Below are 25,643 nucleotides of genomic sequence, written 5' to 3'. Positions count from 1 at the left end.
CCGGACGGAAACCGTTTCACACTTTTTCTGGAATTGCTTTGGCGGAAACCATCCCATGCAAGTCAAGCGCAACGGCGACATCTCGTTCTGGTATGCGGATCTGGGTCACATCCCCGCGCCACGCGCGCCTTTGCCCAGCGACATCGAGGCGGATGTGGCGATCGTCGGCGCCGGTTATACAGGGCTGTGGACCGCCTACTATCTGAAGAAGGCGAAGCCATCGCTGCGCATCGTGCTGATCGAACGCGAGTTTGCCGGCTTCGGTGCCTCGGGACGCAATGGCGGCTGGCTGTCGGGGGGCTTCGGCTGGTCGCGCGAGAAATATCTGAAGACCTCGACACGGCAAGGCGTCACCGCGATGCAGAAGGCGATGGCCGGCTGCGTCGACGAGGTGATCCGGGTCGCGACGGAGGAAGGCATCGACGCGGACATCCGCCGCGTCGACAATCTGACGGTCGCCACCAATCCGGCGCAGCTGGAACGCGTGCGCGACGAATGCGAGACGATCCGCTCCTGGGATGCCGATCCCGAACGCATCGAGCTGCTCGACGCCGAGGCGACCCGGGCGCGCATCAACATCCGGAACGTCATGGGCGGCTTCGTCATCCACGGCCAGGCGCGGGTGCAGCCGGCCAAGCTGGTGTGCGGGCTCGCGGCGGCGGTCGAGCGCCTCGGTGTATCCATCTATGAGAAGACGACGGTCACCGCGATTGCCAAGGGCGTTGCGACCACGGATCGCGGCACCGTGCGGGCCGAAACCATCATTCGCGCGACGGAAGGGTTCACCGCCGGCATTCCCGGCGAGGAGCGGACGTGGCTTGCGCTCAACAGCGCGCAGATCGTCACCGAGCCGCTGTCGGAAGAGCTCTGGCGCAAGATCGGCTGGGAGGGGCACGAGCTGCTCGGCAATGCCGCGCATGCCTATTGCTATGCCCAGCGCACGCGCGAGGGACGCATCACTATGGGCGGCCGCGGCGTGCCTTACCGCTACGGGTCGCGCACCGACGTCAACGGGCAGACGCAGCAGGCGACGATGGATCAGCTGCACACGATCCTGACGACGCTCCTGCCGCAGACGGCCGGGTGCCGCATCGACCATGCCTGGTGCGGCGTGCTTGGCGTACCGCGCGACTGGTGCACCACGGTCGGCCTCGACCCCGCGACGCGCATCGGCTGGGCCGGCGGCTATGTCGGGCTCGGCGTCTCGAGCTCCAATCTGTCGGGGCGCACGCTGACCGACCTCGTGCTCGGCCAGAATACCGAGCTGACGCGGCTGCCCTGGGTCAACCGCAAGGTACGGGCGTGGGAGCCGGAGCCGTTCCGCTGGCTTGGCGTCCATTCGATGTACCAGCTCTACCGCATCGCTGACAGCCGCGAGGCCGCCGGGCTTGCGCATACCTCGAAGCTTGCTGCCCTGGCGGACAGCCTCACCGGTCATTGATCATGGAGACCAGCTTGATCGATCTTTCGACTTTCCACGACCTCGCCAAGGCCGACATCGGCGCCTTTTCACCGAAACCGACCTCGGTCGAAGGGGATCAGCTGGAGGCCGCGCGATCCTTCTTCCAGTCGCCGGACGGGAGCGTCGACATCGGCATCTGGGAATGCACCCCCGGCCGCTTCACCGCCGATCGCACGAACTCGTCGGAGATCTGCCACATCATCTCCGGCCGCGCCGCGGTGAGCCGCGCCGATGGCGAGATGCGTGAGCTGGGACCGGGAGACCTCCTCGTCCTGCCGCAGGGATGGAAGGGCGAGTGGCGCATCCACGAGACCACGCGCAAGCTCTACATGATCCAGAGCGCCGGCTGATCCTGATCCTTCGCGTACGCCGTTTGCCCGAAGCATGCTTCACACGACGTGCGATCAGTGATCGATCGGACCTTTCGGCGAGACAAGCGTCGTGCCCGCGGTGGTTGGACGCTCGATCATGCGGCGCACGCGCGGCGGGTTGTCACCGCTGTGCAGCGCGCGGATGCGTTCGCCGACCACGGCGTCGGCGTGAGTGGCGCGCCGGTTGTGGCGGATATACTCGACCCAGGTCGGCGTGTGGTAGTGCTCGATCCACACCGACGGATTTTCGAGGTCGCGGGCCAAAGTCCAGTTGCGGGCGCCGTCACGGCGGCGGATGCGGCCGCGCTCGGCCATGGTCGCCAGGAATTCCGGCACGTCCTGCTCGCGGATGATGTACTCGATCATGATGGCGATCGGGCCGCTGCGCGGCTTGAGGTCGAGCGCCAGCATCGGCTCCTTGAAGCGGTTGAGCGGATCGAGGTTGAGCACCGTCTGCCGCGGCAAGGGCAGGACGAAGCCGATGGCGCCGCCGGCGAGCATCGCGATCGCCGCCGCGGTCAGCGCGATTTCCGCGCCATGCGCGTCGGCGACGACGCCCCAGATCCAGCTTCCCAGCGCGATGCCGCCGAAGGTTGCCGTCTGGTAGATCGACAGCACGCGGCCGACCACCCAGCGCGGCGTCGACATCTGCACCGTGACGTTGAAATGCGAGAGCGCGATCACCCAGCAGGCGCCGCCGATGAGCAGGCCCGCCGATGTCTGCCAGGCATTGTGGCTGACGGCGGCGTTGAGGGCGCAGAGCGCGAAGCCGCAAAAAGCCATGCGCACCATCGTCTCGCTCGACAGCAACTGCCTGAGCCGCACGCTGATCAGCGCGCCGCCGACCGCGCCGATGCCGAAGGCGCCGAGCATGATGCCGTAGGTCAGCGCATCGCCCTTGACGACGTCGCGCGCCACCAGGGGAAGAAGCGCCAGCACCGCGCCGGCGCTGAAGCCGAAGGCAGAACCGCGGACCAGCACCTTGGCGATGTTGGGCGACATGGCGACATAGCGCAGGCCGGCGCCCATCGCGGCGCCGAGCGACTCGCGCGGCAGGGTTTGCTCGGGCAGCGCCGGCTTCCAGCCGGCAAGCACGGCTATCAGGCCGATATAGCTGACGGCGTTGGCGGCGAAGGCGGCCGCGGCACCCGCGGCGGCGACGATGACGCCGCCGATGGCCGGGCCGACGCTGCGGGTGATGTTGAACCCCAGCGAATTGAGCGCGACCGCCGCCGGCACCTTGGCGCGCGGCACCATGTCGCCGACCGAGGCCTGCCATGACGGGCTGTTCAGCGCCGTGCCGCTGTCGATCAGGAAGGTGAAGGCAAGCAGCGTCCAGGGCGTCATCCAGCCTCGCCAGGTGAACAAGGTCAGCAGCGCCGAGACGACCAGCATGAAGGTTTGCGCCACCAGCATCACCTTGCGGCGGTTGAAGCTGTCGGCGATGGCGCCGGCAACGAGCGCGAACAGCATGATCGGCAAGGTGGTCGAGGCCTGGACCAGCGCCACTTGGTAGGGCGAGGTGGCGATCGTGGTCATCATCCAGGCGGCGCCCACGCCCTGGATCAGGCCGCCGAAATTCGACACCAGGCTGGCCGCCCACACGGCGCGGAAGATGCCGTGCCGGAACGGCGCCAGCGCGGAGACGCGTTCGCTTTCCGGCTCGTCGTCGATCATGGTTGCGCCTTCGTCCGCTATGCAGGCTCGCCGCGCCCGAAGCGGCGGGCGACTCGCCAAAGAGTGCGACCCACCAACAGGATGGCAAAGGCAAAAATGCGTCGGCGAAGCTTTAAGCCAAGCATCTCGCCGGTCTGGACCAAGATTTCGCTAATTCGCGCCTTCAACCTCGGCCAAGCCTATCATCTTGCTGCTCACGCAAAGCCCGAGCGCATGGCCACGAGGCGTCAGAAGCCGTGTTCGATGCGCTCGAAGATAACGTTGGTGAAGGCCGAGATCTGGCTGCCGATGAACGGGCCGGTGAGCGCTACCACGAGCATGATGGCGACGATCTTCGGCACGAAGGTCAGAGTGATTTCCTGGATCTGGGTCAGCGCCTGGATGAGCGCGATGCCGATGCCGACCACCATGGCCACGAGCACCACGGGGGCTGAAGCGGTGAGAACCGTCCACACCGCATACTGGACGATATCGAGGGCATCGGCCTCGTTCATCGGCTGTCCCTCATGCGAGACGGTTAGGCGGCCGGCTTGATCGACACGCCCGCGCCGACCGGAACCTGGGTGCCGTCCTGCAGCACTGCGATCAAGCCGCTGCTGGAGAGCGTCACCGAAGCCACCGTGCCGGTGGTCTTGCCGTCGGCCGAGGTGATCGAGCGGCCGATCAGCGCGTCGGCCTGCGACAATGCCGAGGACTGCATGATCTGGTCAAGCTTGGTGTTGGTCTGCACCGACTGCTCGACCTGGGAGAAGGTCGCGAGCTGAGCGACATATTGGGTGGAATCCATCGGCTTGGTCGGATCCTGGTTCTTCATCTCGGCGATCAGGAGCTTCAGGAATGACTGGTAGTCCACCGCCGTCTTCGAGGTCTTCTGGCTGGCCTGGTTGGCGCCAACCGGGATCGTTGTCGTCATGTCGACGGCCATCTTATGCTCCTACAGCCAGCGCGCGCGGCGTTTCGGGAATGTCGTCATTGCTTTCGAGCGCCTTGCGCTCGAGCGGATAGAGCGCGCGGATCGCCTTCAGCGCCTCATAGATTTCATTCTCACCGACCATGCGGTCGATCTGCTTCAAGCTGTTGCAGATGTCCTGGTTGTCGAAGCTCGCGATCAGCATCGGCAGCGAGCGGCGGAACATGTCGCGCGCCTCAGCGGCGCCCGTCGGGTTGATCAGCATGATCTGCACGATGAAATAAAGCTGCCTGAGCGGCGTCGAGGCCTGGTCGGCCTGGATGACGTGGCTTTCGAGCAGGAACTGCACATCGTTCATCAGCTCGATGGTGACCTTGCGGTCGACGCGGATGACCGCGCCGTTGATGTAGATCTTCTCGTTGGGCTTCAGCGAGATCTTCAGCGTGTTGGTCATTGGATGCCGTCTCGGATGATCTGGGAGACCTCGATCAATCCTTCGAAATTGTTGGTGCGGCCCTGGCGGATGTCCTCGGTCTCGCGCAGCAGCCAAAGGCCGATGGAGATCAGATTGGCGCGCAGCTCCTTGGGCAGGGCGTTGTCGCTTGAGCCGAGATCCTCGACGAAGGCGGTCCAGACGCGGTTGGTGAAGTGCAGCGCCTCCACCGCTTCCATCGAATCCGTGCCGACGGCGGCTGCCGCTGCTAGCATGTCGATCGAACGGGTGAGCAGCTGCCGCTCCCTGTCCTTGGCATCGGCGACGGAGTCGGTCTGGATGTCGGCGTAGGAGAATTGATACATCGTCGGCGCTCTGGCGTTCCGGTTTACGTGTTCAAGTCAGATAGTTGAGCAGGCTGAGCTGCTGCAGACGTGCGGTCAGGGCGAAGGACGTCTCGATATGCTGTGTCAGGTCGGCGACGCGGGTCGCGGCCTCCGAGGGATCGACGCCCTCGAGATCGACGATATGCTTCTCGAAGAGGTCGACCTGGGTCTTCATGCGGTCGCTGGCATCGGACACGCGCTGCTGGGCAATGCCTGTCTGAGCCCGTATCTGGGTGATGCCGCCGATGGCTTCGCCGACCAGCGCCTGCGCGCGGCTGACGACCGCGTTCCGGGCGGCCTCGCTGATGCTGCCGGTAAGCAGGCTGCTGACCATGGCCGACGCCATGGCGAGCTTGCGGATGCCCTGCTCGTTGGCGCTGACCGAGGTCTGGGTGGTTTCGTTGAGCGAGATGCGGCTGGTGATCTGATCGTCGGTGGCGCTCGACCAGTTGGCTTGCCAGCCGGCGCCCAGGAATTGCGGCTCGACCTTGGTGGTGATGAAGTCGTCCATCTGCGCGGCGGTGATGTTGGCTGCCGCCGGGTCGGTCTGGGCAAAGCCGAAATAGCCCGAAAAGGCGGCGTCGAAGGCGGCCTTGGCCGGCGAGCCGGCGGCATTGAAATCGTCGACCGGCTTGACGTCGGTATTGGTGCCGGCAAACAGATATTCGCCGTTGACGCTGGTGTTGAGGATGCCCGTCATCTGCTGTAGCGCCGCGGCGCCGGCGGTCTGCAGGATGCTGGTCGAGGAGTCGCCCGACACGCCGCTGGTCAGCGCCGACAGGAAGCTCTGCGCGGCACCGGCGATCTGGCCGAGCGAATCCTGGGTCGATGTCAGGCGCGCTTTGACGAGCGCGTTGGAATCGACGATGCCGTTCAGCCGGTCGAGGTCGCGCTGGAAGGTGACGGCCTGGGTCGTGCGGCTGCCAAGCGCCAGGCCGACATCGGCGACCGAACCGGTCTGCGATTCCTTGGTTGCCTTGATGAGGTCGGCCTGCATCTTTGCCTGCTGGTAACGCAGGGCGTTGGAGATGGCAGCAGAGGAAACGCCTGTCGCTTTCATGAATTATCCCACCGCGCTCATCAGGGCGTCCAGCATGTCGCTCACGGTCTTCATCATATGCGCCGAGGCCTGATAGGTGTGCTCGAGGTCGAGCAGCAGAGACATCTCCTGGTCGACATTGACCCCGGTATCGTTGGACAGCGCCTCGGCCGTGCGTGCGGCCAGCGCCTGCTTGCTGTCCGCATTGGTCGAGGCCTGCTGGCGCACGCCTTCGAACCAGCCGATGGCATTGGCCGCATAGTCGGAGACGCCGGAGCTGGCGGCGATGCCGGCGGAGCTGTCAAAGGCCATCGGCTGATCGAGTTTGTTGCCGTAGCCGATCAGAAGGTCCGCATAGGATGCGCCGCCCGTGTTGACGACATAGGCCGCACCATTGGCGCCCCCGTCGCGCAACAGCGCGGGATTGCCGCCGGCGCTCGGATCGAAGGCGGCATTGACGCTGATCGATCCGGCGAGACCGCCGACCAGGGTGCCGGCGGCCGGAATCGCCGGAGCGCCGGGCCAGGTGAACAGGCCGGCCGCATTAGGCTGCGATGGCGCGGTTTCGGCAAATGCCGTGACAAGGCCGCGCGCGATTTCGTCGAGCTGGCTTTGCATGGTCGAGGCTACGCCGTCGCGCAGCTTCAGAAGGCCCGCAAGCTTGCCGTCGGCAGTGGTGTTGTCGGCAGCGCCGGCCGAGACCGGCACATTGTCGATATAGACGGTGTTGCCGGGTGTGCCGGCCGAATAGCCGGACGACGGCGTGAAGGTCACCGAGCGCGGCACGGTCTCGAACAGCGTGGCGCCGTCCTTGGTGGTGATGACCATGTCGTTGTCGCCGCGCGTGAAGGTCGAGACCGGGACATATTCCGATATCTTCTTCAGAAGCGCGTCGCGCTGGTCGAGCGCGTCGGAGACGTCGGTGCCGGAACGGGTGCCCGAAATGACCGCCTTGTTGGCGTCCTGGAACTGGCTGAGCAGCGAGTTGAGGTCATTGACGGCGGTGGCGATCTGGCTGTCCGCCTGGGTGCGGAAATCCTGGATCGCCTGCGTGCCGCTGTTCAGCGAATTCACCACTTGCTTTGCGGCGTCGACGACGCTGGTGCCGAGGTTCTGGTTCGACGGCGTGGTGGCGTAGAGTTGCAGGGCTTTCTGCAGGTTGGCGATCGCGGTGGAGGGGGACGACGCGTTGTCGACCCCGTTGACCGACAGATCGAGCTGATCCATGCCGTTGTAAAGCGCGCTCTGGCCGCTCCATGCCGATAGCGCCGAGAGGTTCTGCCGGAACAGGAGATCATTGGCGAGGCGCTGGATTTCCACCACCCTGGCGCCGGGCGCCGTGCTGGTCACCACGGCGATGCGGCGGGTATAGTCCGGGTTCGACGCATCGGCCACATTGCGCGATACAACGCTGGTCTGCTTGGACGTGGCCAGGAGCGCCGACTGGGCAATGCTTAGTGCGGAGGAAAGTGACATGCGGATCTTTCACGGGCGGCGCCCGTCGTTTATCTCTTCAGATTGACGAGGACGTCCATCAGGTCCGAACCGGTCTGGAAGACCTTGGAGTTGGCGGTGTAGCTGCGCTGCGCCGCAATCATGTTGGTCAGTTCCTCGGCGATATCGACATTGGAGTTTTCAAGGGCGCCGGAGACGATTGAGCCGAGCTTGCCTTCATTGGCAAAGCCGATGTGGACGGCGCCGGAATCGGTGCTCTGCACATAGACGTTGCCGGGCATTGCGGTGAGGTTGTCGGGGCTCTGAACGTCCGCCAGCGGGATCTTGTAAAGCGCCTTGGTCGAGCCGTCCGCGAACTGCGCGTAAATGACGCCGTCCTGGCCAATCTGGACCTTCTGGATGGAGCTCGGGGCGTTGCCGTTGAGCTTGGCGTCGGCGACCGTGAAGCCGGTGCCGAGCTGCGTCAGCTGGGAGAGATCGAGGTCCAGCGTCGAGCCGCCCGGCACCGTGAACGAGACGCTGTCCGGCGTGCCGGCAAGCTTGCCCGTCGTGGTGTCGAAGGTGAGGTTGGCCGATCCCAGCGCACCGCCGGTATAGGGGAAAGAGGTGCCTGCGGTCGCCTTCGACTGATCGAAGACCGAGACTTCCCAGGTGCCGGCGCCGGTGTTGGTAAAATAGACGTCGAGCAGCTTCTTGTTGCCCAGGTTGTCATAGGCAACCAGCGAGGTCTTCGACGTATATTGCGCCGAAGCGCTGTTGGTGGAGGGCAGGCTGCCGGCCGCGACCGGGGTGGCGCCCGCCGGCAGGTTGCCGGAGAAGAGGCCCTCGGTGCTCGGCGTCGCCGTCATCTGCTGATCGGAGATCTGCACCGGCACGAGGCCTTCGAAGCCGTTGGCGGTCGCGGCCGGGTCGCCATTGGCGTAGCTGTAGGCCATGAGTTGGTAACCGGCGGCATTGACCAACCGGCCCTGCGCGTCCGGAACGAAGGAGCCGGCGCGGGTGAGATAGGGCGTGCCGCCGGCATCCTGGACGACGAAGAAGCCGTCGCCGTTGACGGCAAGGTCGGACACCGAGGTGGTGTAGGTCATGACGCCTTGCGTGCTGACGGCCGAGCGGATCGTCGTCGTCACGCCACCGGAATTATAAGCGCCCCCGGTGCCGGGCATAATCAGTGTCGAGAACTCTGCCGAAGAGCGCTTGTAGCCGGTGGTGTCGGAGTTGGCGATGTTGTCGGCCACCGCGGAGAGGCGGTTGGCCTGCGCGTTCATACCGGAAACGCCGGTCCGCATCATTCCGTAGAGGCTCATCGATGGATCTCCGCAGTGCCTTGGTAGCAGGCCATGAAATTAGGCCTCGTGTCTTGCGCGAGGCTGGCGCGAGACGTGCCTTGCGGCCATCAAAACACCAGCCGGTAGCCGAGGAACCTCTTGGAATCGATGGGATCGTGACCGAGCTTCTCGCGCAGTTTCTTGCGCAGCTTCGAGATGTGGCTCTCCACCACGTTCTCCTCGACCTCTTCGTCGAAGATGCCGTAGATGGCGTTGAAGACCTGCGTCTTGGTCACGCGCCGGCCGCGGTTGCTGGCCAGATATTCCAGGATGCGCCGCTCGCGCCGCGGCAGCGGCAGCGGCTCGCCGTCGATCTCCGGATCGCGGCCGTCCATGAAGATGCGCATCGACCCGACTTCGGTGTAGGCGGCCTCTTCGGAGCCGCGGCGGCGGATGGCGGTGATGCGGGCAAGAATCTCGCGGATATGGACGGGCTTGCGAACGACATCGTCGACGCCGCTTTCGAACAGCCGCAGCGTATGTTCGAGCGAGTGATGCTCGCTGAGCGCGATCACCGGCGCGCCGGTGCGGTCGCGGATCTGACGCGGCGATATCGCGCCCTCGCGGCAGTCGCCGATGAGAAAGGCCCTGACGGATCTGAGATCGGTGTCGGCGGCGGAACTCACCCATTCGCCGAATTCGCCTGGCGCGAAGCCGGCTGTGGCCACTCCCTCGCGATCGAAAAGTGAAGAGTAGCCCTCTGTCACGAGCTCCCGCTCGTCAACGATCACGATCATCGGCCCGCCCTCCGAATCAAAATCACTTGCCCCGTGCGGAAAGGGGTACCCGGCTCGGCGAATCCTGAAAAACCATCATTTCTTGTAACTATTTTCTTGGGAGTTTTTGGGGGACCGTAATAAAGGCGGTTCTGCAGGTGTTCGCGCCGAACTGCCGGCTGACGATATTGGCGCCGGCGAGTATGCCGGCGACGGTCGACCGGCGTCCGAAGTTTAGCAACTATTGATTGCAGAAAGCGCTGGCATTCGGCGTCCATTTGCCGAAGCCGGTGGCGACCATGTTGGCGATGACACGGCAGACATAGACCTTCTGCGCCGGGTCGTTGTCGGGGCCGGCATGATAGCGGGCGACGGCCATCGACCAGGTCATATGCCGGGCATGCAGCCTCACCAGGAAGCGCGCCGCGTAGTCGACATTCTGATGCGGGTCGAGCATGTCCTCGACGCTGCGGAACTGCGCGCCGTGATAGCGATGGTTGATCTGCATGCAGCCGAGGTCGATCAGCGTCTTGCCCTCGCGACGCGCATTTTCGAATGTGGCGAGCGCTTCGGTGCGGCTGTGAGGAAAGACGGCTTTTCCTTCTATATTCAAAGCGTTAGGCTGAAGGCTGCCTTTCTTTCCGGTCTCCGTCAAGCCGACCGCATAGAGGATGCCGGCCGGCACGCCGTAGCGGTCGGCGGCGCGCAGGATCTCCGGCTCGCAAGGGTTGGCGGTGGCGGCGGCCGTGCCGACGGCGAAACTAGATATATATATCGTCGTCAGCACGCTCGCGAAGAGGCGAAGCGGGACGAGCGAATTCCTGTGCGCCACTGCCGTCGTTCCTTCCCGGTTGCCGGTCGCCGCCCGCGCCGTTGCCGCCCGAGTTCTCGGGCTGGAACGAAGGCTGGTCGCGGCCTGCCGACATCGGCATGCCACCGCTTGCGTCGGCGCGGCCGGCCGCATGTGCTGCTATCGAAGGTTGCAGGATCGTAACCTTGTCGATGTCGAAGCCGAGGCTGCGCATGGACTTGACGATGGCGTCGCTGTCGGCGGTGAGACGGCGGTATGCCTCGTGTGTCTCGGGCTTCATCTCAATCGAAAGTTGCTCGCCTGAGAGCCGCAGGCTGGCGGTGACGGATCCGAGCTCCGAAGGATGGAGCTCGATCTTCAGCACATGTGTCGGAACGGCAACAGAATGGGTCGTCTGCAAGCCTGCCGAGGCGCTTGTGAAGGCTTGCTGAACGCCCCTGTCGGAGGCAAGCGCTTCAACCAGCGCCGATGCCGTCTGGCCGATCGGGTTTTGCGCCGGCGCCGGGAAGCTCTGCTGGCTGACAACTTCCATGCGTGCGGCGGAAGAAGACGGCTTGCCCGGTGTCTGCTGCGTGGCCGATTGTGAAGCCTTGGAAGCGGAAGCCGGCCGCCAGCCTTGCGGCGATACCGCGCTGTCGGCCTGCGGTTCGTTCCCTTGAGCCGGCACGATTTTGCTACCAATGCGGCCCGGCATGTCGAGAGCCACGTCGCCCTTCACCGGCTTCTGCCCGAAGTCAGGCCCGTGATCTTCAGCCGCCGTCGAACGGACGGATCGCGACTGCGGCTCGGCGGAACCGTCGATCGCTGCGCGCTTGCCCGGGCGCAGCGGCAATTCGAGCGATCCGCGCTTGCCGGCGTCATCGTCACCGTCGGTGGAACCGTTGCCGCCCGCGCTCGACGACTGCGCGAAATGCTTCATGTCGCTCAGCGCCATCAGCAACGGCAGGCGGTCTCGCAGCGGCGCGGAATCATCGGCTTGCGCCGTGGAATCTTTGTCCGTCGTCGGCTTCGCTTGATGTGTCTGGGCGGTGGTCTTGGCAGACTTTCCCGCGGTTGCTTTCTGCGAGCCGGTTTTAGCCCGCGCGTCGTGATCGGGCTCCTGATTGCCGTTGTCGGCCGATGAACGCTTTGCGGGATGTGGGTCCGGCAATACGAGCCCGGTCGCCGGTTTGTCCTGTGGCCGATCGGGCTTCTCCGTCCCTTGCACCATCTCGCCGAAATTCTGATCGTTGTCCTTGCCGCCGGCGGCTTGCTGGCGGGGCTGGGTCGAAGCAAAGCCCGGCAAGGTCTGGTTGACGCTGGTCATTTGGGGGCTGCTCCGAGGAGTTGGTCGATCTGGTCGAGCTGACGGCGCGTGCTGGTCACCGCCGTATCGATCGGGTCTTGCGCTTCGGGCGCCGCCGGCGCGGATGCCTGCACCACCGGCGCGGCGTCGATCGGCGCTGGAGCGGCCGGCGGCGTTTCAGCCGATGTTTGCGCCGGCCGCGGGACGGAGGGCTGCGCGTCTTTCGCTTGATCACCCGGCGCGACCACCGGATCGGTCACTGCAACCGCCGGATCGCGTGCCGCGACCGCCGGATCGCGTGCCGCGACCGCTGGCTGGTCGGGCATCGCTCCTTCCACCGCAGGCAAGTTCGCATTGGCCGGATCGGCCGAGGCTTCCGTCGCGGATTTCGCATCCTGGCCTTTTGCGACGGTTGCCGGTGCAGCGTCGGCTTTCGGGGCCGCTTTCACCGGCGCAATCACTTCGCCCGCGACCGCCTGTGCGGCGTCGAGCAGGTCGCGGTCGCCTTGCGAAAGCTTGCCACGATCAATTTTGCCGAGCTTGGCACGCACTTCGTCGACATTGGCCGACGTCATGGTGGAGAGGCTCGAATAGAGCTGGGTGCGCGAGTCGTCCTGGTTGCCATTGCCGTTGCGGCCCAGCTCCGCCTTGGCAGAGGCGAAAGCCGAGAGCTCCGTCATGCCGTCTATCGCGGCGCGGCGCGCGATGCGCAGGTAGATCACCTTCTCGCGCTCGGGATCCATCATCGAGGTGATGTCGGCGATCTTGTCCTGACTGATCGCCATGTGCAGCGTGATGACGCCGGAAACGAAGGCGTCGGCGAACTGGCTGGCGTAGGGCGAATAGAGATAGGACGCGACATATTGGGTCGAGGCCAGCGCGAAGCGGGCGGCGTCGCCTTGCGCGGCCGCGATGCCGACGGAGCGGCGGAGCGCAGCCTCCTCGACCAGCGTGCCGGGGCTGAGCAGGCGCGCCTCGTCGAGCAGCGTCAGCGCTGCCGCCGGGTCGTCGGTCGCAAGCAGCGAACCCTTGACCAACGCCAGGAAGGCGCCGAGGTCGGCGGGCACGCCCATCGGATCGATCGGCCTCAGCATTTCGATCGCCTCGGCCGGCCGGCCGTTCAGATAGGCGACGACGCCCTTAGCAATGGCGAGGCTTTGCGGGTCGGTCGTCGCGCGCGAAGCCGCCGCCGCGACCGTCACCGGATTGCCGCCGCTCATGCCATACGCGAGCAAGGCGCGGAAATTCTTCGGCTCCTTGAAATCCTCGGCATCGGCGTTGCGCATTCGGGCGTCGATCATTTCGAGGAGCTTCGCCTGCATCGGCAACGCGGCGTGATCACCGCCGGCAATGCGGTCCTGGATCAGCTGCAGCGAACGCACCAGCTGATAGGGCTGCAGCGCGTCCTGCGCGAAGGCCGCCGGCGAGCCTGCCGCAAGCAATAGCAGCGCTACCGCGCCGCCGATGACGCTCCTGCCCTTCATCCGCCGGCCGTCATCAGGATTTCGATACGCCGGTTCGCGGCCGCCATCGGATCGGAGGCGATCTTGGGCTGCCGGTCGGCGAAGCCCGCGACCTCGGCGATGCGGCTTTCGTCGACGCCGCCGCGCACCAGCATGTAATAGGCTGAATGAGCGCGCGCGGTGGACAGCCGCCAGTTGTCGTAAGTGTCGCTGCGGAACGGCCGCGCGTCGGTGTGGCCGCTGATGGTGATGGTGCCTTTCTTCTGGTTGATGATATGGCCGATCTTTTCCATCGCCAGCACCAGCTCACGGCGCGGCATGGCCGAGCCGATCTCGAACATGCCGAAATCCAGCTGATCTGTGATCGAAATGACGACACCCTTGTCGGTCGCCTCGACCGAGACGCCGTCGGCCAGCTTTTCGCCCGGCAGGAATGCCTTGGCGAGTTCCTTCTTGATATCCGCGGCTGCCTGTAGAGCGGCTTTGCTTGGCGCCTTGTCACCTTTGTCGGTGGTCTGCTCGGGTTCGGCCTTTTCCGCCTTCGCGGTTTCGGCTTTGCTGTCGGCCGCTGCAGCCTCGCGCTTGTCCGCTTCAGCTTTCCCGGTTTGGGCTTTCTCGGTCTTGCCTGCTTCGCCCGCCAGCTTCCCGGCGTCGCCTTGCGCAGCTTTTGCCCCGCTCTTGGCGTTGGTCTTTTCCGGGCTTGCCAGCGGCTCCAGCGGCGCAGCCGTCAGCGCAGGAGCGGCCGAAACGGCCTTCACCTTCGGCACCGCGACGGTGGCGACCTTCTCGCCGGGCCTGACCGGATTGCCTTCGATCTTGGCGCGTTCGGCGGTGGCCTCGGCGCCGGGCGCCGCCACCTGCTGCGACCAGAAATCCGGTGCGAACGGATCGCGATAGGATTCGCCGCCGGACGCGCCAGTCGCCGGACCCGCCGCCTGGGCGCCGCCTTCGCCCTTGGCGCTGACGTTCTGCATCACGCCCGTATCGGCGGCGATCTCCGCCAGCACCGCGTAGGGATCGGCAAACAGCTTTTCATCGGAGAGCTGGGCATCCTGCGCCCCGGCCTTCGTCTGCCGGCGTTCGGAGGAACCGGCGCCGCCCTTGCCGTCATCGCCCGCCTTGGTCGCGCCCTGCTGCGGGTTGTCTGCGGTCAGCCCGACCTTGCTCGGGCCGTCGCCGAGGTCTTCCAGGCCCTTACGGCTGGAGTTGCGATCGATCAGCTCGACCGGGTTGAAATAGCTGGCGACGGCTGCCTTGGTCTGCTCGTTGGCGGCGTTGATCAGCCACATGACGAGGAAGAAGCACATCATCGCCGTCATGAAGTCGGCGAAGGCGATCTTCCACACGCCACCATGGTGAGCGTCGTCATGACCGTCGTGATTGCGCTTGACGATGATGATTTCGTGCCGGGGGTCGGCATGCTCGACGGCGCTCATGACAGGACCTCCGACAAGGACGCCGACCACTCGGCGATACGCGTCTCGAACACCGTTTCGTCAATGGTGACGGTCAGGTCGAAGCCCGGCGCCTCGGTGAAGTCGAGATTGGCGGCGCGGGATCCGAGCGCCTCTTTCAGCGGCTCGAACAGCGAGAGCGGTCCCCGGACACCGATACGCACGGCCTCGCTGTCGGCAACCGCGGCGCCAATCACGCGCGAAAGCGCTTGCAGCGAACGTTGCTGAAGGTCGTCGCTGAGAAGGCCGCCGACGATGCGGGCGACGGTCGCGCCGGCAAGCTCGGCAACGCGCCGCTCCATGGCTTCGATGCGCGTGGCGATGGCCGTGCCGACGTCGCCGCCGAAGCTTTCAAGGAATGCTCTCGCCGCTTCATCATTGGCCTGGCGCTCGGCGTCGAGCGCCGCCTGATGGGAAAGCGCAAGGCGTGCCTCGAGCGCTGTCTCCGCGTCGGCCACAGCCTCGGCGATCAGCGCGCCGATATCGGCCTGCGGCGCCGGCGCGGCCGGCATATGCTGGACATCGCGATCCTTCGGCACCTGGCTGGCTGCCGAGGTCCGCGACCCGAAATCGGGCAGGAGATCGAAGAGGGCTGCCGAAGCCATGGCCTACCCCACGGCTTCCGGGGCGGCAGCCCATTTGCGCAGGATCTGCGCGGTGCGCTCCTCGTTGAGATCGACCATGCGGGCAAGCCGCTCCTGCGGCGCCGGCCGGATTTTCTGGCGCAGGTCGTCGAGCGGGGTTGCGCCGGCGCGCGCGCCGGCTGGGGTCTCGGCGGTGATCGCGGCGACGGGTGCGTCGGGCATCGGCAGGGAACGCTGCACGTCGTCGAAGCTCGGACCGGCAATGGCAGCGGGCTTCGCCGACGCCGTCAGCGCTGCGGCCATCGGCTTCAGGCCGAAGAAGGCAACCAGGAAGACGACGACGATGAAGGCGCCGGCATTGATCAGCGTGCCGGTATAGGTGCCGATCGAGGCAAGGATGCCAGGCTGGTCGATCGGCTCTCCGTCGAGGCCGTTGATGAACTCGACCGCCGACACGTCGATGATGTCGCCGCGCTTGTCGTCGAACCCGGTCGCCGAGGCGACCATCTTCTGGATATCGGCGACGCGCTTGGCGATCTGCTCCGGGGTCGCATCCTTGCCGAGGATGGTCTTCAGGCGATCCTGGTTGACGACGACCGCGATCGACATCTTGTTGACCGTGTAGCCGTTCGAAACGGTCGCGATCTTCTTGGAATTGATCTCGTAATTGGTGATCTCTTCCTTGCGATCGTTCTGCGAGGTGGATTGTGGTCCCTCGGTGGTCGTCGTCTGCGTCTCGGGCAGGTTCTGCTCGACGCTGGTCGGGGTCGAAGCCTGCTTCTGGTTGCTGGCCTCGTTTGTCTTCACCGATTGCACCGAACGCTCGACGCGTGAGTTCGGATCGAAGATCGTCTCCTCCGTCTGGCGGCTGTCAGTGTTGACGTCGGCCTTCACGCTGGCGCGGAAATTGTCCGGACCGAGATAGGGTGTGAGGGCGCGGCGGATATTGTCGCCGATCTGCGCCTCGACCGTCTGCTCGACGCCGAGCGTGCGCGCGGCGCTCGTGTTGGAAGGATCGTCGCCGGCGGCCAGCAGGTTGCCGTTGGAATCGAGCACGGTGACCTTGTCGGCCGAGAGGCCCGGAACAGCCGCGGCGACGAGGTGGCGGATCGACATCGCGCTCTTTTCGGCATCGTTGCCGGCATAGCGGATAACCACCGAGGCGGAGGGCTGCTGCTCGTCGCGGCGGAAATTGGCGCGCTCCGACATGACGATGTGGACGCGCGCCGCCTTGACGCCGGAAATCGACTGGATGGTGCGCGCGATCTCGCCTTCAAGCGCGCGCACGCGGGTGATCTGCTGCATAAAGGAGGTGAGGCCGAGCGAGCCGACATTGTCGAACAGCTCGTAGCCGGCATTGGCGCTGGTCGGCAGGCCTTTCTCGGCAAGCAGCATGCGCGCCTGCGCGGTGGTGCCGGCCGGCACCAGCACGGATGTGCCGTCGGAGCCGACATCGAAGCCGATGCCGGCGTCGGCCAGCACCAGGCCGATCTGATTGACGTCGGAACGCTCGAGGCCGACATAGAGCGTCTCATAGGCCGGACGATTGAGATAGACCGACGCGATGCCGATGACGGCCATGACCAGGGCCGCGATGCCGCCCATGAGCGCCAGACGCCTCACGCCGAAGCTCTTCAAATTCGCGATGATGCTCTGGATCTGTTCCGGCACGATTCAACCGCTCCCAGCATGACTGTCCGCCGGAAGACTAGACCGCGAAGCTTGTGCGAGGATGATAGGCCTGCCACCGAAGGTCCAGCAAAGCGTGCATCCGGCGTCTTATCGAGAACGAAAAGGGCCGTGCCCGAGGCGCGGCCCTTCGCGGGTCAATATATTTCTGCCGCTTAGCCGTTCTTGAACAGCGCCAGGATCGACTGCGAGGAGCTGTTGGCGATCGACAGCGACTGGATGCCGAGCTGCTGCTGCACCTGCAGCGCCTGGAGGCGGGTCGATTCCTTGTTCATGTCGGCATCGACGAGCTGGCCGACGCCGCGGTCGATAGAGTCCATCAGGCTCTGCGTGAACGTCTTCTGCAGGTCGATCGAGCTCTTGGCGGCGCCGAGCACGGTGGCGGCGTCAGTAAGCTGACTCATGACGTTGTCGATCTTGGTGACCATCTGCGTGATGATGTCGTCGGTCACGCCCGTTGCCGTGATGTCGAGATTGAAGGCGGAGACGTTGTCGATCTTGACGGGCGTGCCCGACACAGCGCCCTGGCCCGCGGTGTTGGCGGCGATGTCGGTGGCGCCGCCGGCGATCGAGGCCGCGTAAGCGGCATCATATGCGGACTGGTCCGCGGCGGTGGAATAGATCGAAGTCTTGCGATCGAGAATGCCCTGGTTCTTGACGGCCGTCGCGAGGCCGGAATCGAACAGTTTGGTGCTCTCGACATTGATGTCGATGGTGCCGAGCGAAATGGCGCCGGACGAGGAGCGATTGAACGAGGAGACGATCTGGGCGTCGGGCTGGACGCCGTCATTGGCGGCCGCGACCTGCTTGGACGTCACCGAAAGATAATTCGAGCCGGAGAAGGTGGCGGCGTCGGCGAAGGATTTCATCTGCGCCTGCAGCGTGGTGATTTCGGTCTGCGTCTTGGCCTTGTTGGCACCCGATTGGCCGACAGCCGACAAAAGCTTGGTCTTGATCTGGCCGATCGTCGAAAGGACGTTGTTCATGCCGGTATAGGCGGTGTCGACCTTCGAGGCGCCGAGGCCGAGCGCATCCTGCACGGTCGACAGCGCCGAGTTATCGGAGCGCATGGTTGTGGCGATCGACCAGTAAGCGGCGTTGTCGGAGGCCTCGGAGACCCGGTAGCCGGTCGAGATCCGGGCCTGCGTCTGCTCGAGCGATTTGTTGGTGGCGTTGAGGCTTTGAAGTGCAGTCAACGCCGCAGCGTTCGTCATGATGCTCGCCAAGAAACTCGCTCCTTCTCAAAGCCGGCATGCCACACAGGCCGGGTCTCGACCTGCCCATCGGTTGCGATCGCGCCGGTCGGGCCGACTCGACAACCTAAGTGATTGGTTAACCATAGCTAGCGCGATATGGTTAATGGCCTGTTAAAAGTAGGCTTCGGAGAAGTTAAGGAACGAGCGTTGCGCGAGGCTTGAGCAAACGCAAATCGGGCCGCGCTTTTGGCGCGGCCCGATGCTTTGGTCCGGTCAGTATAGAGCGATCAGCCGCGGAAGAGCGACAGGATCGACTGCGACGAGCCGTTGGCGATCGACAGCGCCTGGACGCCGAGCTGCTGCTGAACCTGCAGCGCCTGGAGGCGGGTCGATTCCTTGTTCATGTCGGCATCGACGAGCTGGCCGACGCCGCGATCGATGGAGTCCATCAGGCTCGAGGTGAAGGTCTTCTGCAGGTTGATGGAGCTCTTGGCGGCGCCGAGCTTGGTGGCGGCGTTGGTCATGTCCTTCAGCGCGGCGTCGACGACGTTCATCATCGCCTGGATCTGAGTGTCGCTTGCAGCGGTGGTGCCGGAGAAGATCTTCAGGCCGGCGACCGAGTAAGTGTCGGTGGCGGCGGCAGCAGCGCCCAGAGTCGGGGCCGAGGCCGTGGTGACAGCGGCGCCGGTGGTGCCGAGGCGCTCTGTGTCGAGGATGCCCTTCGCGGTCGGGGCAGCGCCCGAGTCATAAAGCTTGATGCTTTCCACGTTGACGTCGATCGTCGAGATCGAAACCGCGCCGGTGGCGCCGCGGTTGAAGGCCGATACGATCTTGACGTCCGCCGCCGTGCCCGAAGCCGTCGAGACCGACAGCATGTTGGTGCCGGAGAAGGTGGCGCCGTCGGCATAGGCCTTCAATTGGTTCTGAAGAGCGGCGATTTCGACCTGGGTCTTTTCCTTGGAAGCATCGGTCTGGCCGTAGGAAGCGGTCAGCTTCTGCTGGATCTGGTTGATGGTCGAGATCGCACTGTCCATGCCGGTGTAGGCGGTATCGACCTTCGAGGCGCCGAGGCCGAGCGCGTCCGAGACGGTGGACATGGCCTGGTTGTCGGAGCGCATCGTGGTGGCGATCGACCAGTAAGCGGCGTTGTCGGAAGCCTGCGAGACGCGATAACCCGTCGAGATGCGGGCCTGGGTGGTGTCGAGGTTCTTCTGGGTGGCGTTCAAGCTCTGCAGCGCGGTCAGCGCCGAGGCATTGGTCATGATACTGGCCATGGTTACTCGTACCTATTTTTTACACGGATTTTTTTTTACATACCGGCATGTCCGGTATGACGGTGCGGCATCATGCCAATGACCGCTCAGTCGGGTCACCCGCCATCTGCGAGCGACTATGGCGGGAAGTCCCTACCAAAGACCTAAATCGGACGGTTAATCGAAAATAATGTTGGAAGACTTGCGTGCACGTTCCTCAAGCCGTCGAGAGGTGAGGCGACACGCCTGCGCGCGGTCCGGCAGGAACGATCAGGTGAAGGATCGCACCAGGCTGCCGACCAGAAGGTTCCAGCCGTCGATCAGCACGAAAAACAGGATCTTGAACGGCAGCGATACCACCGTCGGCGGCAGCATCATCATGCCCATGGCCATGGTGACGGTGGCAACGATCAGATCGATGACGAGGAAGGGCAGGACGATCAGGAAGCCGATCTCGAAGCCGCGTCGGATCTCCGATATCATGAAGGCCGGCACCAGTATGCGCAGGTCGACGGTCTCGCGCGAGACGGTCTGGCCGCGCTCCCGGGCGAGGTCAGCGAAGAGGTCGAAATCCTTGTCGCGCACATTGTGCAGCATGAAGTCGCGGAACGGGCCGGAGATTTTCTCGAACGCCTCGCCCTGCGTGATCTGGTTGTCCATCAGCGGCTTCACGCCGGTGTTCCAGGCCTGGTCGAAAGTCGGCGCCATGACATAGAAGGTCATGAACAGCGACAGCGAGATCAGGATCAGATTGGCCGGCGTCGATTGCAGGCCGATGCCGGCGCGCAGGATCGAGAAGGCGATGACAAAGCGGGTGAAGCTCGTCACCATGATCAAAAGCCCCGGGGCCACCGAGAGCACTGTGAGCAGGCCGAACATCTGAATCAGATAGCCGACGGTCGTGCCGTCGGCCTTGCCGATGCCGCCAAGATCGAGCTGCTGGGCCGCGGCGACGGACGTGGTGACGACGATGAGCGCCGTGGCTATGAGGAACTTTCTCATTCGAGCAGCATCGTCCTGACGAGAACCTGTTTGACGTGGCCGCCGCTGCGCAGCGCCGCGCGCTCCTCGAGATCGGCCTTGAGATGCTGGTAGCCGCTGGCGCCTTCGATCTGATGCAGCTTGAGGGTGCGCACATAGGCAAGCAGGTCCTGGTGGATCTGCTCGGTCACTTCCTGCGGCTGCGGAGCATCGTAGAGCAGCGACGCCTCCAGCCGGATCCAGACTTCCGACGGCGAGGCGAGATTGGTGGTGATCGGCGCCAGCTGCACCAGCGCTGGCCCGGCGCCCGCCTTGCCGCCTTCGGCGGGTTTTTCCGCGGCGCCGGCGTTCTCCGGCGCCGCGGGCACCGCTGCCGGCGTTTCGCCTTGCTGGAGATAGCCGCCGGAAAGCCAACCCATACCGACGGCCGCGCCGGTCATAGCCAACAGCATGGCGAGCTGGATCGCCAGGGAAGGTCCCTTCTTGGGCTGGACTTGCTCGACATTTGCCACGGCAGCGCTCTCCCGGTCCTAGAAGGGAAGCACTTGGTCGAGGATCTGCTGGCCATAGGCCGGCTGCTGGACCTCGCTCACACGGCCACGGCCGCCATAGGAAATGCGCGCCTCGGCGATGCGCTCGTAGGGGATGGTGTTTTCCGCGCCGATGTCGGACGGACGGACCATGCCGGCGATGGTCAACACCCGAAGCTCGTAATTGACGCGGACCTCCTGCGAGCCCCTGATCATCAGATTGCCGTTGGGCAGCACGTCTGTGACAACGGCGGCGACATTGAGCTCGAGGTTTTCCGAACGTTTGATCTCCCCATCGGCATTGGTCTCGGTGCTGGAGCTCAGGCCGGCGTCGCCCTTGCCGCTGGTGCTTGCCTTTTCCCATCCGAGATTGATGTCATAGCCAAGCTTGCGCGCGGCGGTGCGGCTGCGGTCGTTCTGGTTCTTGAAATTGGCCTTGTCGTTGAGCCTGATGTTGACGGTCAGGATGTCGCCGGCGCGCAGCGCGCGCGGATCGGTAAAGAGCCGGCTCTGGCGATCGTCCCACAGCGAGAATTTCTTCGGCCGGGAGGCAGGCGGCTCAGGGTAGCTGTAAGGGCCGGAACCGCCTTCGCCGATGCCGGAGCCGACCGGCGACAAAGCGGGCTCCCTGCCGACCTCCCTGAGATCGGTACCGCAGCCGGCCAGGGTGGCGAGGGCGATCAGGGCCAGCAATTTCAACTTCATGACGGATCAACCCTTCGCGCCGCGCTGGCCATGATGCCGGTGAGCGTCGCCGCCGCCTTCTGGTCCATTTCGTTCAGGATGACGCCGGCCTTGCGCGAATCGAGCTTCATCAGGATGGCCGCCGCGAGCTCGGCGTTGACCATCGCCAGACGTTCGGCGGCGGCATCGGGCTTCATGCCGGCATAGATCTTGACGACGCCGTCCTCGGCACGCGCCAGGAACACCTCGCGGCGCTTCAGCCATTCCTCGTATTCTGCCCGCTTCGCCTCCAGTGCTTTCATACGCTCGTCGATGCCGGCCTGCAGCTGCTTCAATTCCTCGGCCTGGAGAGCGTAGCGGCGGTCGCGCGCGGCATCCGCGATGTTGGAGCAGAAGCGCTGGATCTCGCTTTCGTCCGGCGCCTTGCCGCCTGCGAGCGCAGCCGGCTGAAGCGGCGCGTTTTCATGTGTGAGCTGTGCCGGCTGAACCGGCGCCTGACCGCCCGGCAACACCTGTCGTACCTCGTCCGCATGGGCAGCGGTGCCGCCAAGCAGAGCAACCATTGCTGCGATGGCCCGGAAGCTCAGGTGACGGCGGGGTGTTGGGGAGGAAAGCGCGATCATCGGCATGCCTATTGGAGAACCAGATCGGCCTGCAAGGCGCCGGCCGATTTGATGCCTTGCAGGATGGCGATGATGCCGTCGGGCTTCACGCCGAGGCGATTGAGGCCCGAGACCAGCGTTTCGAGGTCGGGACCGTCGAGCACGGCAACGCGGGCGTCAGGCCGGCTCGCCTCGATGGCGGTGAAGGGCTCGACGGCGGTGTGACCCCTGGAGAAGGGTTCCGGCTGAACCACCTTCGGCGCTTCGGTGATGCGCACGGTGAGGGTGCCGTGGCTGATCGCCACGCGCGAGATCCTGACATTGCTGCCGATGACGATGGTGCCGGTGCGCTCGTCGATGACGACGCGGGCAGGGGCGTCGGATTCGACGACGAGATTTTCGATCTCGGCATAAAAACGCGCGGCCGAGACATTCCTCGGCCGCCTGATCTGCACCGTGCGGGCATCGCGTTCGGCGGCGACCCGCATCCCGAAGCGCTGCGAGGTGTAGTCGTTGATGGCGTCGGCGATGCGGATGGCGGTCGAGAAATCGGGATTGCGCAATTGCAGCGTCAACACGCCCTGGTCATCGAACTCGGCCGGCACCGAGCGCTCGACGATGGCGCCGTTCGGCACGCGGCCGGCGGTCGGCACGCCTTGCGTCAACTGCTCGGCCTGGCCCTGGGCGGTGAAACCGCCGACGATCACCGAGCCCTGCCCGACGGCATAGATTTCGCCGTCGGCCGCCTTCAGCGGCGTCATCACCAGCGTGCCGCCGGCGAGCGAGGTGGCGTCGCCCATCGAGGAGACGTCGATGTCGATTCGGCTGCCCGACTGGACGAAGGGCGGCATGTTGGCGGTGACGATGACGGCCGCCACGTTCTTGGCGCGCGCTCGGCCGTCTTCGGTGGCAATGCCTAGATTCTCCAGCATGGCCCGGATCGACTGTTCGGTGAACGGTGAGTTGCGCAGGCTGTCGCCGGTTCCGGCGAGGCCGATGACCAGGCCATAGCCGACGAGCTGGTTGTCGCGCGCGCTCTGCAGCTGGGCGATGTCCTTGATGCGCGCCGCGACCTGGCCGGGCGGCAGCGTGCTTGGCCCGGTCGAGACCCGGAACATGCGCTGGGTGGTGGCCGGATCGTATTCCGGATCGTCGTAGACACCGCCGTTTTTCTGCGCGAGCTCCCGCTTGGCCTTGGGCGTCAGCCCATCCGCCAATGCCGGCTGCAGACTAATGGCGGCGCTCAGCAGAAGAACAAAGGCGCGCATCACGAAGCGCCGACCTTGATGGTGCCGTCGGCCATCACCGTGCCCGAGATGATCTTGCCGCTGTCGGTGTTGCGGATCTTGATCTGGTCACCGGCAGCACCTGGCTGCAGCGTGACGCCGGCGGCTGAAATGGTGAGCGAGCCGGCGGTGAAATAGACCTGCACGGAAGCGCCCTGCTCGACCAGCCAGGCGTCGCGGATGGCAGTCACCGGGATGTAGCGGCCGGGCAGCAGCGTGCGCTTGGCAACCTTGCCCTGAAGCTCCTCCGAGCGCGTCGCCATGCCGTCCGGCTTGTGCTTGCCGGGGATGAGCGTCACCTGCTTGAGCGAGGCGGGCTCGATGGTCTCGCCGGGATAGATGACCCGGTTGGGGATCAGCACGGCCTCGCCGACGGCCTGGCCGGCGGCGATCTGGTTTGCCGACTGGCCGGTCGGGTCCTGCGCCAAAGCCGGCGTGCCGGCGGCCACCAGGGCGGTGGCCAGCACGGCGCGACGGAGCGCGGAGGAGATCGGCCAGGCCATCATCCGTTACCTGATGTTCTTGGAGACCACCGAGGCCATGTCGTCGGCGGCCTGGATGACCTTGGAATTCATTTCGTAGGCGCGCTGCGCCGAAATCAGCTCGGTGATTTCCTTCACCGGATCGACGTTGGAGGATTCGAGATAGCCCTGCTGGATCGTGGCGAAGCCCGGATCGCCGGGGACGCCCACATTGGCCGGGCCTGAGGCGGCCGTTTCCTGGAAGAGGTTGTCGCCGAGCGGCGCCAGGCCCGCCTCGTTGGCGAAGTTGGCGATCTGAAGCTGGCCGAGCAGCTGGAGGTCGGTCTGGCCCTGGATGCGAGCAAAGACCTGGCCTGTCTTGTTGACGATCACCTCGACCGCGTCGGTCGGCACGGAGATGGCCGGAACGACATTGGCGCCGTCGACCGTCACGAGCTGCCCGGTGGCGTTGGTGTTGAAGGCGCCGGCGCGGCTGTAGAGCGTGGCTCCATCGGCGCCCTCGATCTGGAACCAGCCCCTGCCGGTCAACGCCAGGTCGAAGCTGTTGCCGGTGCTGGTCAGCTCGCCTTGCGTGTGGACGTTGCGCACCGCCGTCGTCTTGACGCCAAGACCGATCGAGACGCCTTCCGGCACCAGCGAGGTGTTGGAACGGTTGGGCACCCCTTGGGTGCGGTCGACCTGGTAGAGCAGGTCGGAGAATTCGGCCCGCGCCCGCTTGTAGCCGGTGGTGTTGATGTTGGCGATGTTGTTGGCGATGACTTCCAAGTTGGTCTGCTGGGCATTCATGCCGGTGGCGGCGATGGCAAGGGCTTTCATGACGCTAGATACTCATGCGGCTGATTTCGAGATAGGCCGAGACGACCTTGTCGCGGATCGCGATGGTGGTCTGCAGCGCCTGCTGGGCGCTCAGCACCGCATCGACGACCTGGCGCGTATCGGCGTCGCCCTTCAGGGCCTGTATCGACATCTGCTCGGCGCCCTGCAGGGTGTTGACGGTCTTCGTCGCCGCTTGGCTGAGCACCTCGGCGAAGCTGCTGCCGACGCTTTCGCCGGTCTGCGTTCCGACGCCGCCCTGCAGCAGGTTCGGTGACGCCTGCTCCGCGCCGTCAACCGCCGTCTTGAATTGTATTGCCCCGATACCGCCGATCATTACTGGTTCCTCATCAGGTCGATGGTCATGGAAATCAGATCGCGAGCCTGCTTGATGACCTGCAGGTTGGCTTCATAGGAGCGGTTCGCCTCGCTCATGTCGGCCATTTCGACCAATGTGTTGACATTGGGCATCTTGACGTACCCTTTGGCGTCGGCGGCTTCGTTGCCGGGCTGGAATTCGATCGGGAAGTCCGAAGGATCGCGGGAGATCGCGTTGACTTCCACCAGCGAGCCGCCGGTTGCGCGGTCGACCTCGGACTGGAAGGTGATGGTCTTGCGGCGATAGGGATCGGCGCCGGGCGTGCTGCCGGTCGACTGGGCGTTGGCGAGGTTTTCCGAGACCACGCGCAGCCGCTCGGACTGGGCGCCAAGGCCGGATGCCGCGACTTTGAGGGCTGCAGTCAGGGCATCCAT

At 65.0% G+C, this 25,643-nt stretch carries 28 protein-coding genes; 2 read left to right on the top strand and 26 right to left on the bottom strand.

The genetic code is table 11. The features are described from left to right. The first annotated feature begins 55 nt into the window (after positions 1–55). Entirely contained in the window at positions 56–1,441 is a 1,386-nt protein-coding gene (locus tag LB528_RS03985) for an NAD(P)/FAD-dependent oxidoreductase (RefSeq protein ID WP_224713912.1), read from the top strand. A gap of 2 nt (positions 1,442–1,443) precedes the next feature. Then, on the top strand, positions 1,444–1,812 hold the full coding sequence (locus tag LB528_RS03980) for a cupin domain-containing protein (RefSeq protein WP_224713911.1): 369 nt from the start codon (positions 1,444–1,446) through the stop codon (positions 1,810–1,812). Positions 1,813–1,866: 54 nt separating this feature from the next. Here LB528_RS03980 and LB528_RS03975 read toward each other — a convergent pair whose 3' ends face one another. The 26 genes from LB528_RS03975 to flgC all read right to left on the bottom strand — a co-directional run bounded on the left by LB528_RS03975 (position 1,867) and on the right by flgC (position 25,643). Continuing rightward, positions 1,867–3,510, bottom strand: a complete 1,644-nt coding sequence (locus LB528_RS03975; RefSeq protein WP_224713910.1) for an MFS transporter — start codon at positions 3,508–3,510, stop codon at positions 1,867–1,869. 227 nt (positions 3,511–3,737) lie between these two features. Further along, positions 3,738–4,004: a flagellar biosynthesis protein FliQ gene (gene fliQ, locus LB528_RS03970; RefSeq protein WP_040989996.1), complete on the bottom strand. Its 267-nt coding sequence runs from the start codon at positions 4,002–4,004 to the stop codon at positions 3,738–3,740. Positions 4,005–4,027: 23 nt separating this feature from the next. Further along, complete coding sequence (gene flgD / locus LB528_RS03965; protein WP_140632323.1) at positions 4,028–4,435, bottom strand: flagellar hook assembly protein FlgD; 408 nt, start codon at positions 4,433–4,435, stop codon at positions 4,028–4,030. A gap of 1 nt (position 4,436) precedes the next feature. Next, a complete protein-coding gene (gene flbT / locus LB528_RS03960) occupies positions 4,437–4,874 on the bottom strand; it encodes a flagellar biosynthesis repressor FlbT (protein ID WP_224713909.1) in 438 nt (145 codons plus the stop codon). Continuing rightward, positions 4,871–5,218, bottom strand: coding sequence for a flagellar biosynthesis regulator FlaF (gene flaF, locus LB528_RS03955; protein ID WP_140746484.1), 348 nt, complete (start codon positions 5,216–5,218; stop codon positions 4,871–4,873). Before flaF ends, flbT begins: the two co-directional genes overlap by 4 nt. Before the next feature lie 31 nt (positions 5,219–5,249). Next, positions 5,250–6,299 carry a flagellar hook-associated family protein gene (locus tag LB528_RS03950; protein ID WP_224514480.1) on the bottom strand — a complete coding sequence of 350 codons (1,050 nt, stop codon included), beginning with the start codon at positions 6,297–6,299 and terminating at the stop codon, positions 5,250–5,252. Positions 6,300–6,302: 3 nt separating this feature from the next. Further along, positions 6,303–7,754, bottom strand: coding sequence for a flagellar hook-associated protein FlgK (gene flgK / locus LB528_RS03945; protein WP_224514479.1), 1,452 nt, complete (start codon positions 7,752–7,754; stop codon positions 6,303–6,305). A gap of 29 nt (positions 7,755–7,783) precedes the next feature. Further along, positions 7,784–9,040, bottom strand: coding sequence for a flagellar hook protein FlgE (locus tag LB528_RS03940; RefSeq protein ID WP_224713908.1), 1,257 nt, complete (start codon positions 9,038–9,040; stop codon positions 7,784–7,786). A gap of 89 nt (positions 9,041–9,129) precedes the next feature. Further along, entirely contained in the window at positions 9,130–9,798 is a 669-nt protein-coding gene (locus LB528_RS03935; RefSeq protein WP_224514477.1) for a response regulator transcription factor, read from the bottom strand. Between the two features lie 220 nt (positions 9,799–10,018). Further along, complete coding sequence (locus LB528_RS03930; protein WP_224514593.1) at positions 10,019–10,552, bottom strand: transglycosylase SLT domain-containing protein; 534 nt, start codon at positions 10,550–10,552, stop codon at positions 10,019–10,021. Further along, positions 10,539–11,894 carry a flagellar hook-length control protein FliK gene (locus LB528_RS03925; protein ID WP_224713907.1) on the bottom strand — a complete coding sequence of 452 codons (1,356 nt, stop codon included), beginning with the start codon at positions 11,892–11,894 and terminating at the stop codon, positions 10,539–10,541. Before LB528_RS03925 ends, LB528_RS03930 begins: the two co-directional genes overlap by 14 nt. Then, a complete protein-coding gene (locus LB528_RS03920) occupies positions 11,891–13,357 on the bottom strand; it encodes a chemotaxis protein MotC (protein ID WP_224713906.1) in 1,467 nt (488 codons plus the stop codon). The genes LB528_RS03925 and LB528_RS03920 overlap by 4 nt, the downstream gene beginning before the upstream one ends. Continuing rightward, positions 13,354–14,772: a MotB family protein gene (locus LB528_RS03915; protein ID WP_224713905.1), complete on the bottom strand. Its 1,419-nt coding sequence runs from the start codon at positions 14,770–14,772 to the stop codon at positions 13,354–13,356. The genes LB528_RS03920 and LB528_RS03915 overlap by 4 nt, the downstream gene beginning before the upstream one ends. Continuing rightward, positions 14,769–15,395: a hypothetical protein gene (locus LB528_RS03910; RefSeq protein WP_224713904.1), complete on the bottom strand. Its 627-nt coding sequence runs from the start codon at positions 15,393–15,395 to the stop codon at positions 14,769–14,771. Before LB528_RS03910 ends, LB528_RS03915 begins: the two co-directional genes overlap by 4 nt. Before the next feature lie 3 nt (positions 15,396–15,398). Then, a complete protein-coding gene (gene fliF, locus LB528_RS03905) occupies positions 15,399–17,045 on the bottom strand; it encodes a flagellar basal-body MS-ring/collar protein FliF (protein WP_224514472.1) in 1,647 nt (548 codons plus the stop codon). A gap of 173 nt (positions 17,046–17,218) precedes the next feature. Continuing rightward, positions 17,219–18,289 (bottom strand): flagellin, encoded by a 1,071-nt coding sequence (locus LB528_RS03900; RefSeq protein WP_224514470.1) that lies wholly within the window; start codon positions 18,287–18,289, stop codon positions 17,219–17,221. Positions 18,290–18,546: 257 nt separating this feature from the next. Beyond that, on the bottom strand, positions 18,547–19,533 hold the full coding sequence (locus tag LB528_RS03895; protein ID WP_224514468.1) for a flagellin: 987 nt from the start codon (positions 19,531–19,533) through the stop codon (positions 18,547–18,549). Positions 19,534–19,782: 249 nt separating this feature from the next. Beyond that, complete coding sequence (gene fliP / locus LB528_RS03890; RefSeq protein WP_095766375.1) at positions 19,783–20,514, bottom strand: flagellar type III secretion system pore protein FliP; 732 nt, start codon at positions 20,512–20,514, stop codon at positions 19,783–19,785. Beyond that, positions 20,511–21,005 (bottom strand): flagellar basal body-associated protein FliL, encoded by a 495-nt coding sequence (fliL, locus tag LB528_RS03885; protein WP_224707840.1) that lies wholly within the window; start codon positions 21,003–21,005, stop codon positions 20,511–20,513. The genes fliP and fliL overlap by 4 nt, the downstream gene beginning before the upstream one ends. 18 nt (positions 21,006–21,023) lie before the next feature. Next, positions 21,024–21,728 carry a flagellar basal body L-ring protein FlgH gene (gene flgH, locus LB528_RS03880; RefSeq protein ID WP_140842054.1) on the bottom strand — a complete coding sequence of 235 codons (705 nt, stop codon included), beginning with the start codon at positions 21,726–21,728 and terminating at the stop codon, positions 21,024–21,026. Next, on the bottom strand, positions 21,725–22,336 hold the full coding sequence (locus LB528_RS03875; protein ID WP_411908996.1) for a MotE family protein: 612 nt from the start codon (positions 22,334–22,336) through the stop codon (positions 21,725–21,727). The genes flgH and LB528_RS03875 overlap by 4 nt, the downstream gene beginning before the upstream one ends. 2 nt (positions 22,337–22,338) lie before the next feature. Continuing rightward, the gene (locus LB528_RS03870) at positions 22,339–23,427 is read right to left on the bottom strand and encodes a flagellar basal body P-ring protein FlgI (protein WP_224603773.1); all 1,089 of its coding nucleotides are present in this window, start codon (positions 23,425–23,427) and stop codon (positions 22,339–22,341) included. 149 nt (positions 23,428–23,576) lie between these two features. After that, a complete protein-coding gene (flgA, locus tag LB528_RS03865) occupies positions 23,577–24,098 on the bottom strand; it encodes a flagellar basal body P-ring formation chaperone FlgA (protein ID WP_224713903.1) in 522 nt (173 codons plus the stop codon). 6 nt (positions 24,099–24,104) lie between these two features. After that, the gene (gene flgG / locus LB528_RS03860; protein ID WP_224603445.1) at positions 24,105–24,893 is read right to left on the bottom strand and encodes a flagellar basal-body rod protein FlgG; all 789 of its coding nucleotides are present in this window, start codon (positions 24,891–24,893) and stop codon (positions 24,105–24,107) included. A 4-nt stretch (positions 24,894–24,897) separates the two neighbouring features. After that, positions 24,898–25,227 (bottom strand): flagellar hook-basal body complex protein FliE, encoded by a 330-nt coding sequence (locus tag LB528_RS03855; RefSeq protein ID WP_095766382.1) that lies wholly within the window; start codon positions 25,225–25,227, stop codon positions 24,898–24,900. Next, positions 25,227–25,643: a flagellar basal body rod protein FlgC gene (gene flgC / locus LB528_RS03850; protein WP_095766383.1), complete on the bottom strand. Its 417-nt coding sequence runs from the start codon at positions 25,641–25,643 to the stop codon at positions 25,227–25,229. The genes LB528_RS03855 and flgC overlap by 1 nt, the downstream gene beginning before the upstream one ends.

The sequence above is a fragment of the Mesorhizobium sp. CA4 genome (assembly GCF_020165075.1).
In the GTDB taxonomy this organism is placed as follows: Bacteria; Pseudomonadota; Alphaproteobacteria; order Rhizobiales; family Rhizobiaceae; genus Mesorhizobium.
This window is presented reverse-complemented; position numbering and strand designations above follow the sequence as displayed.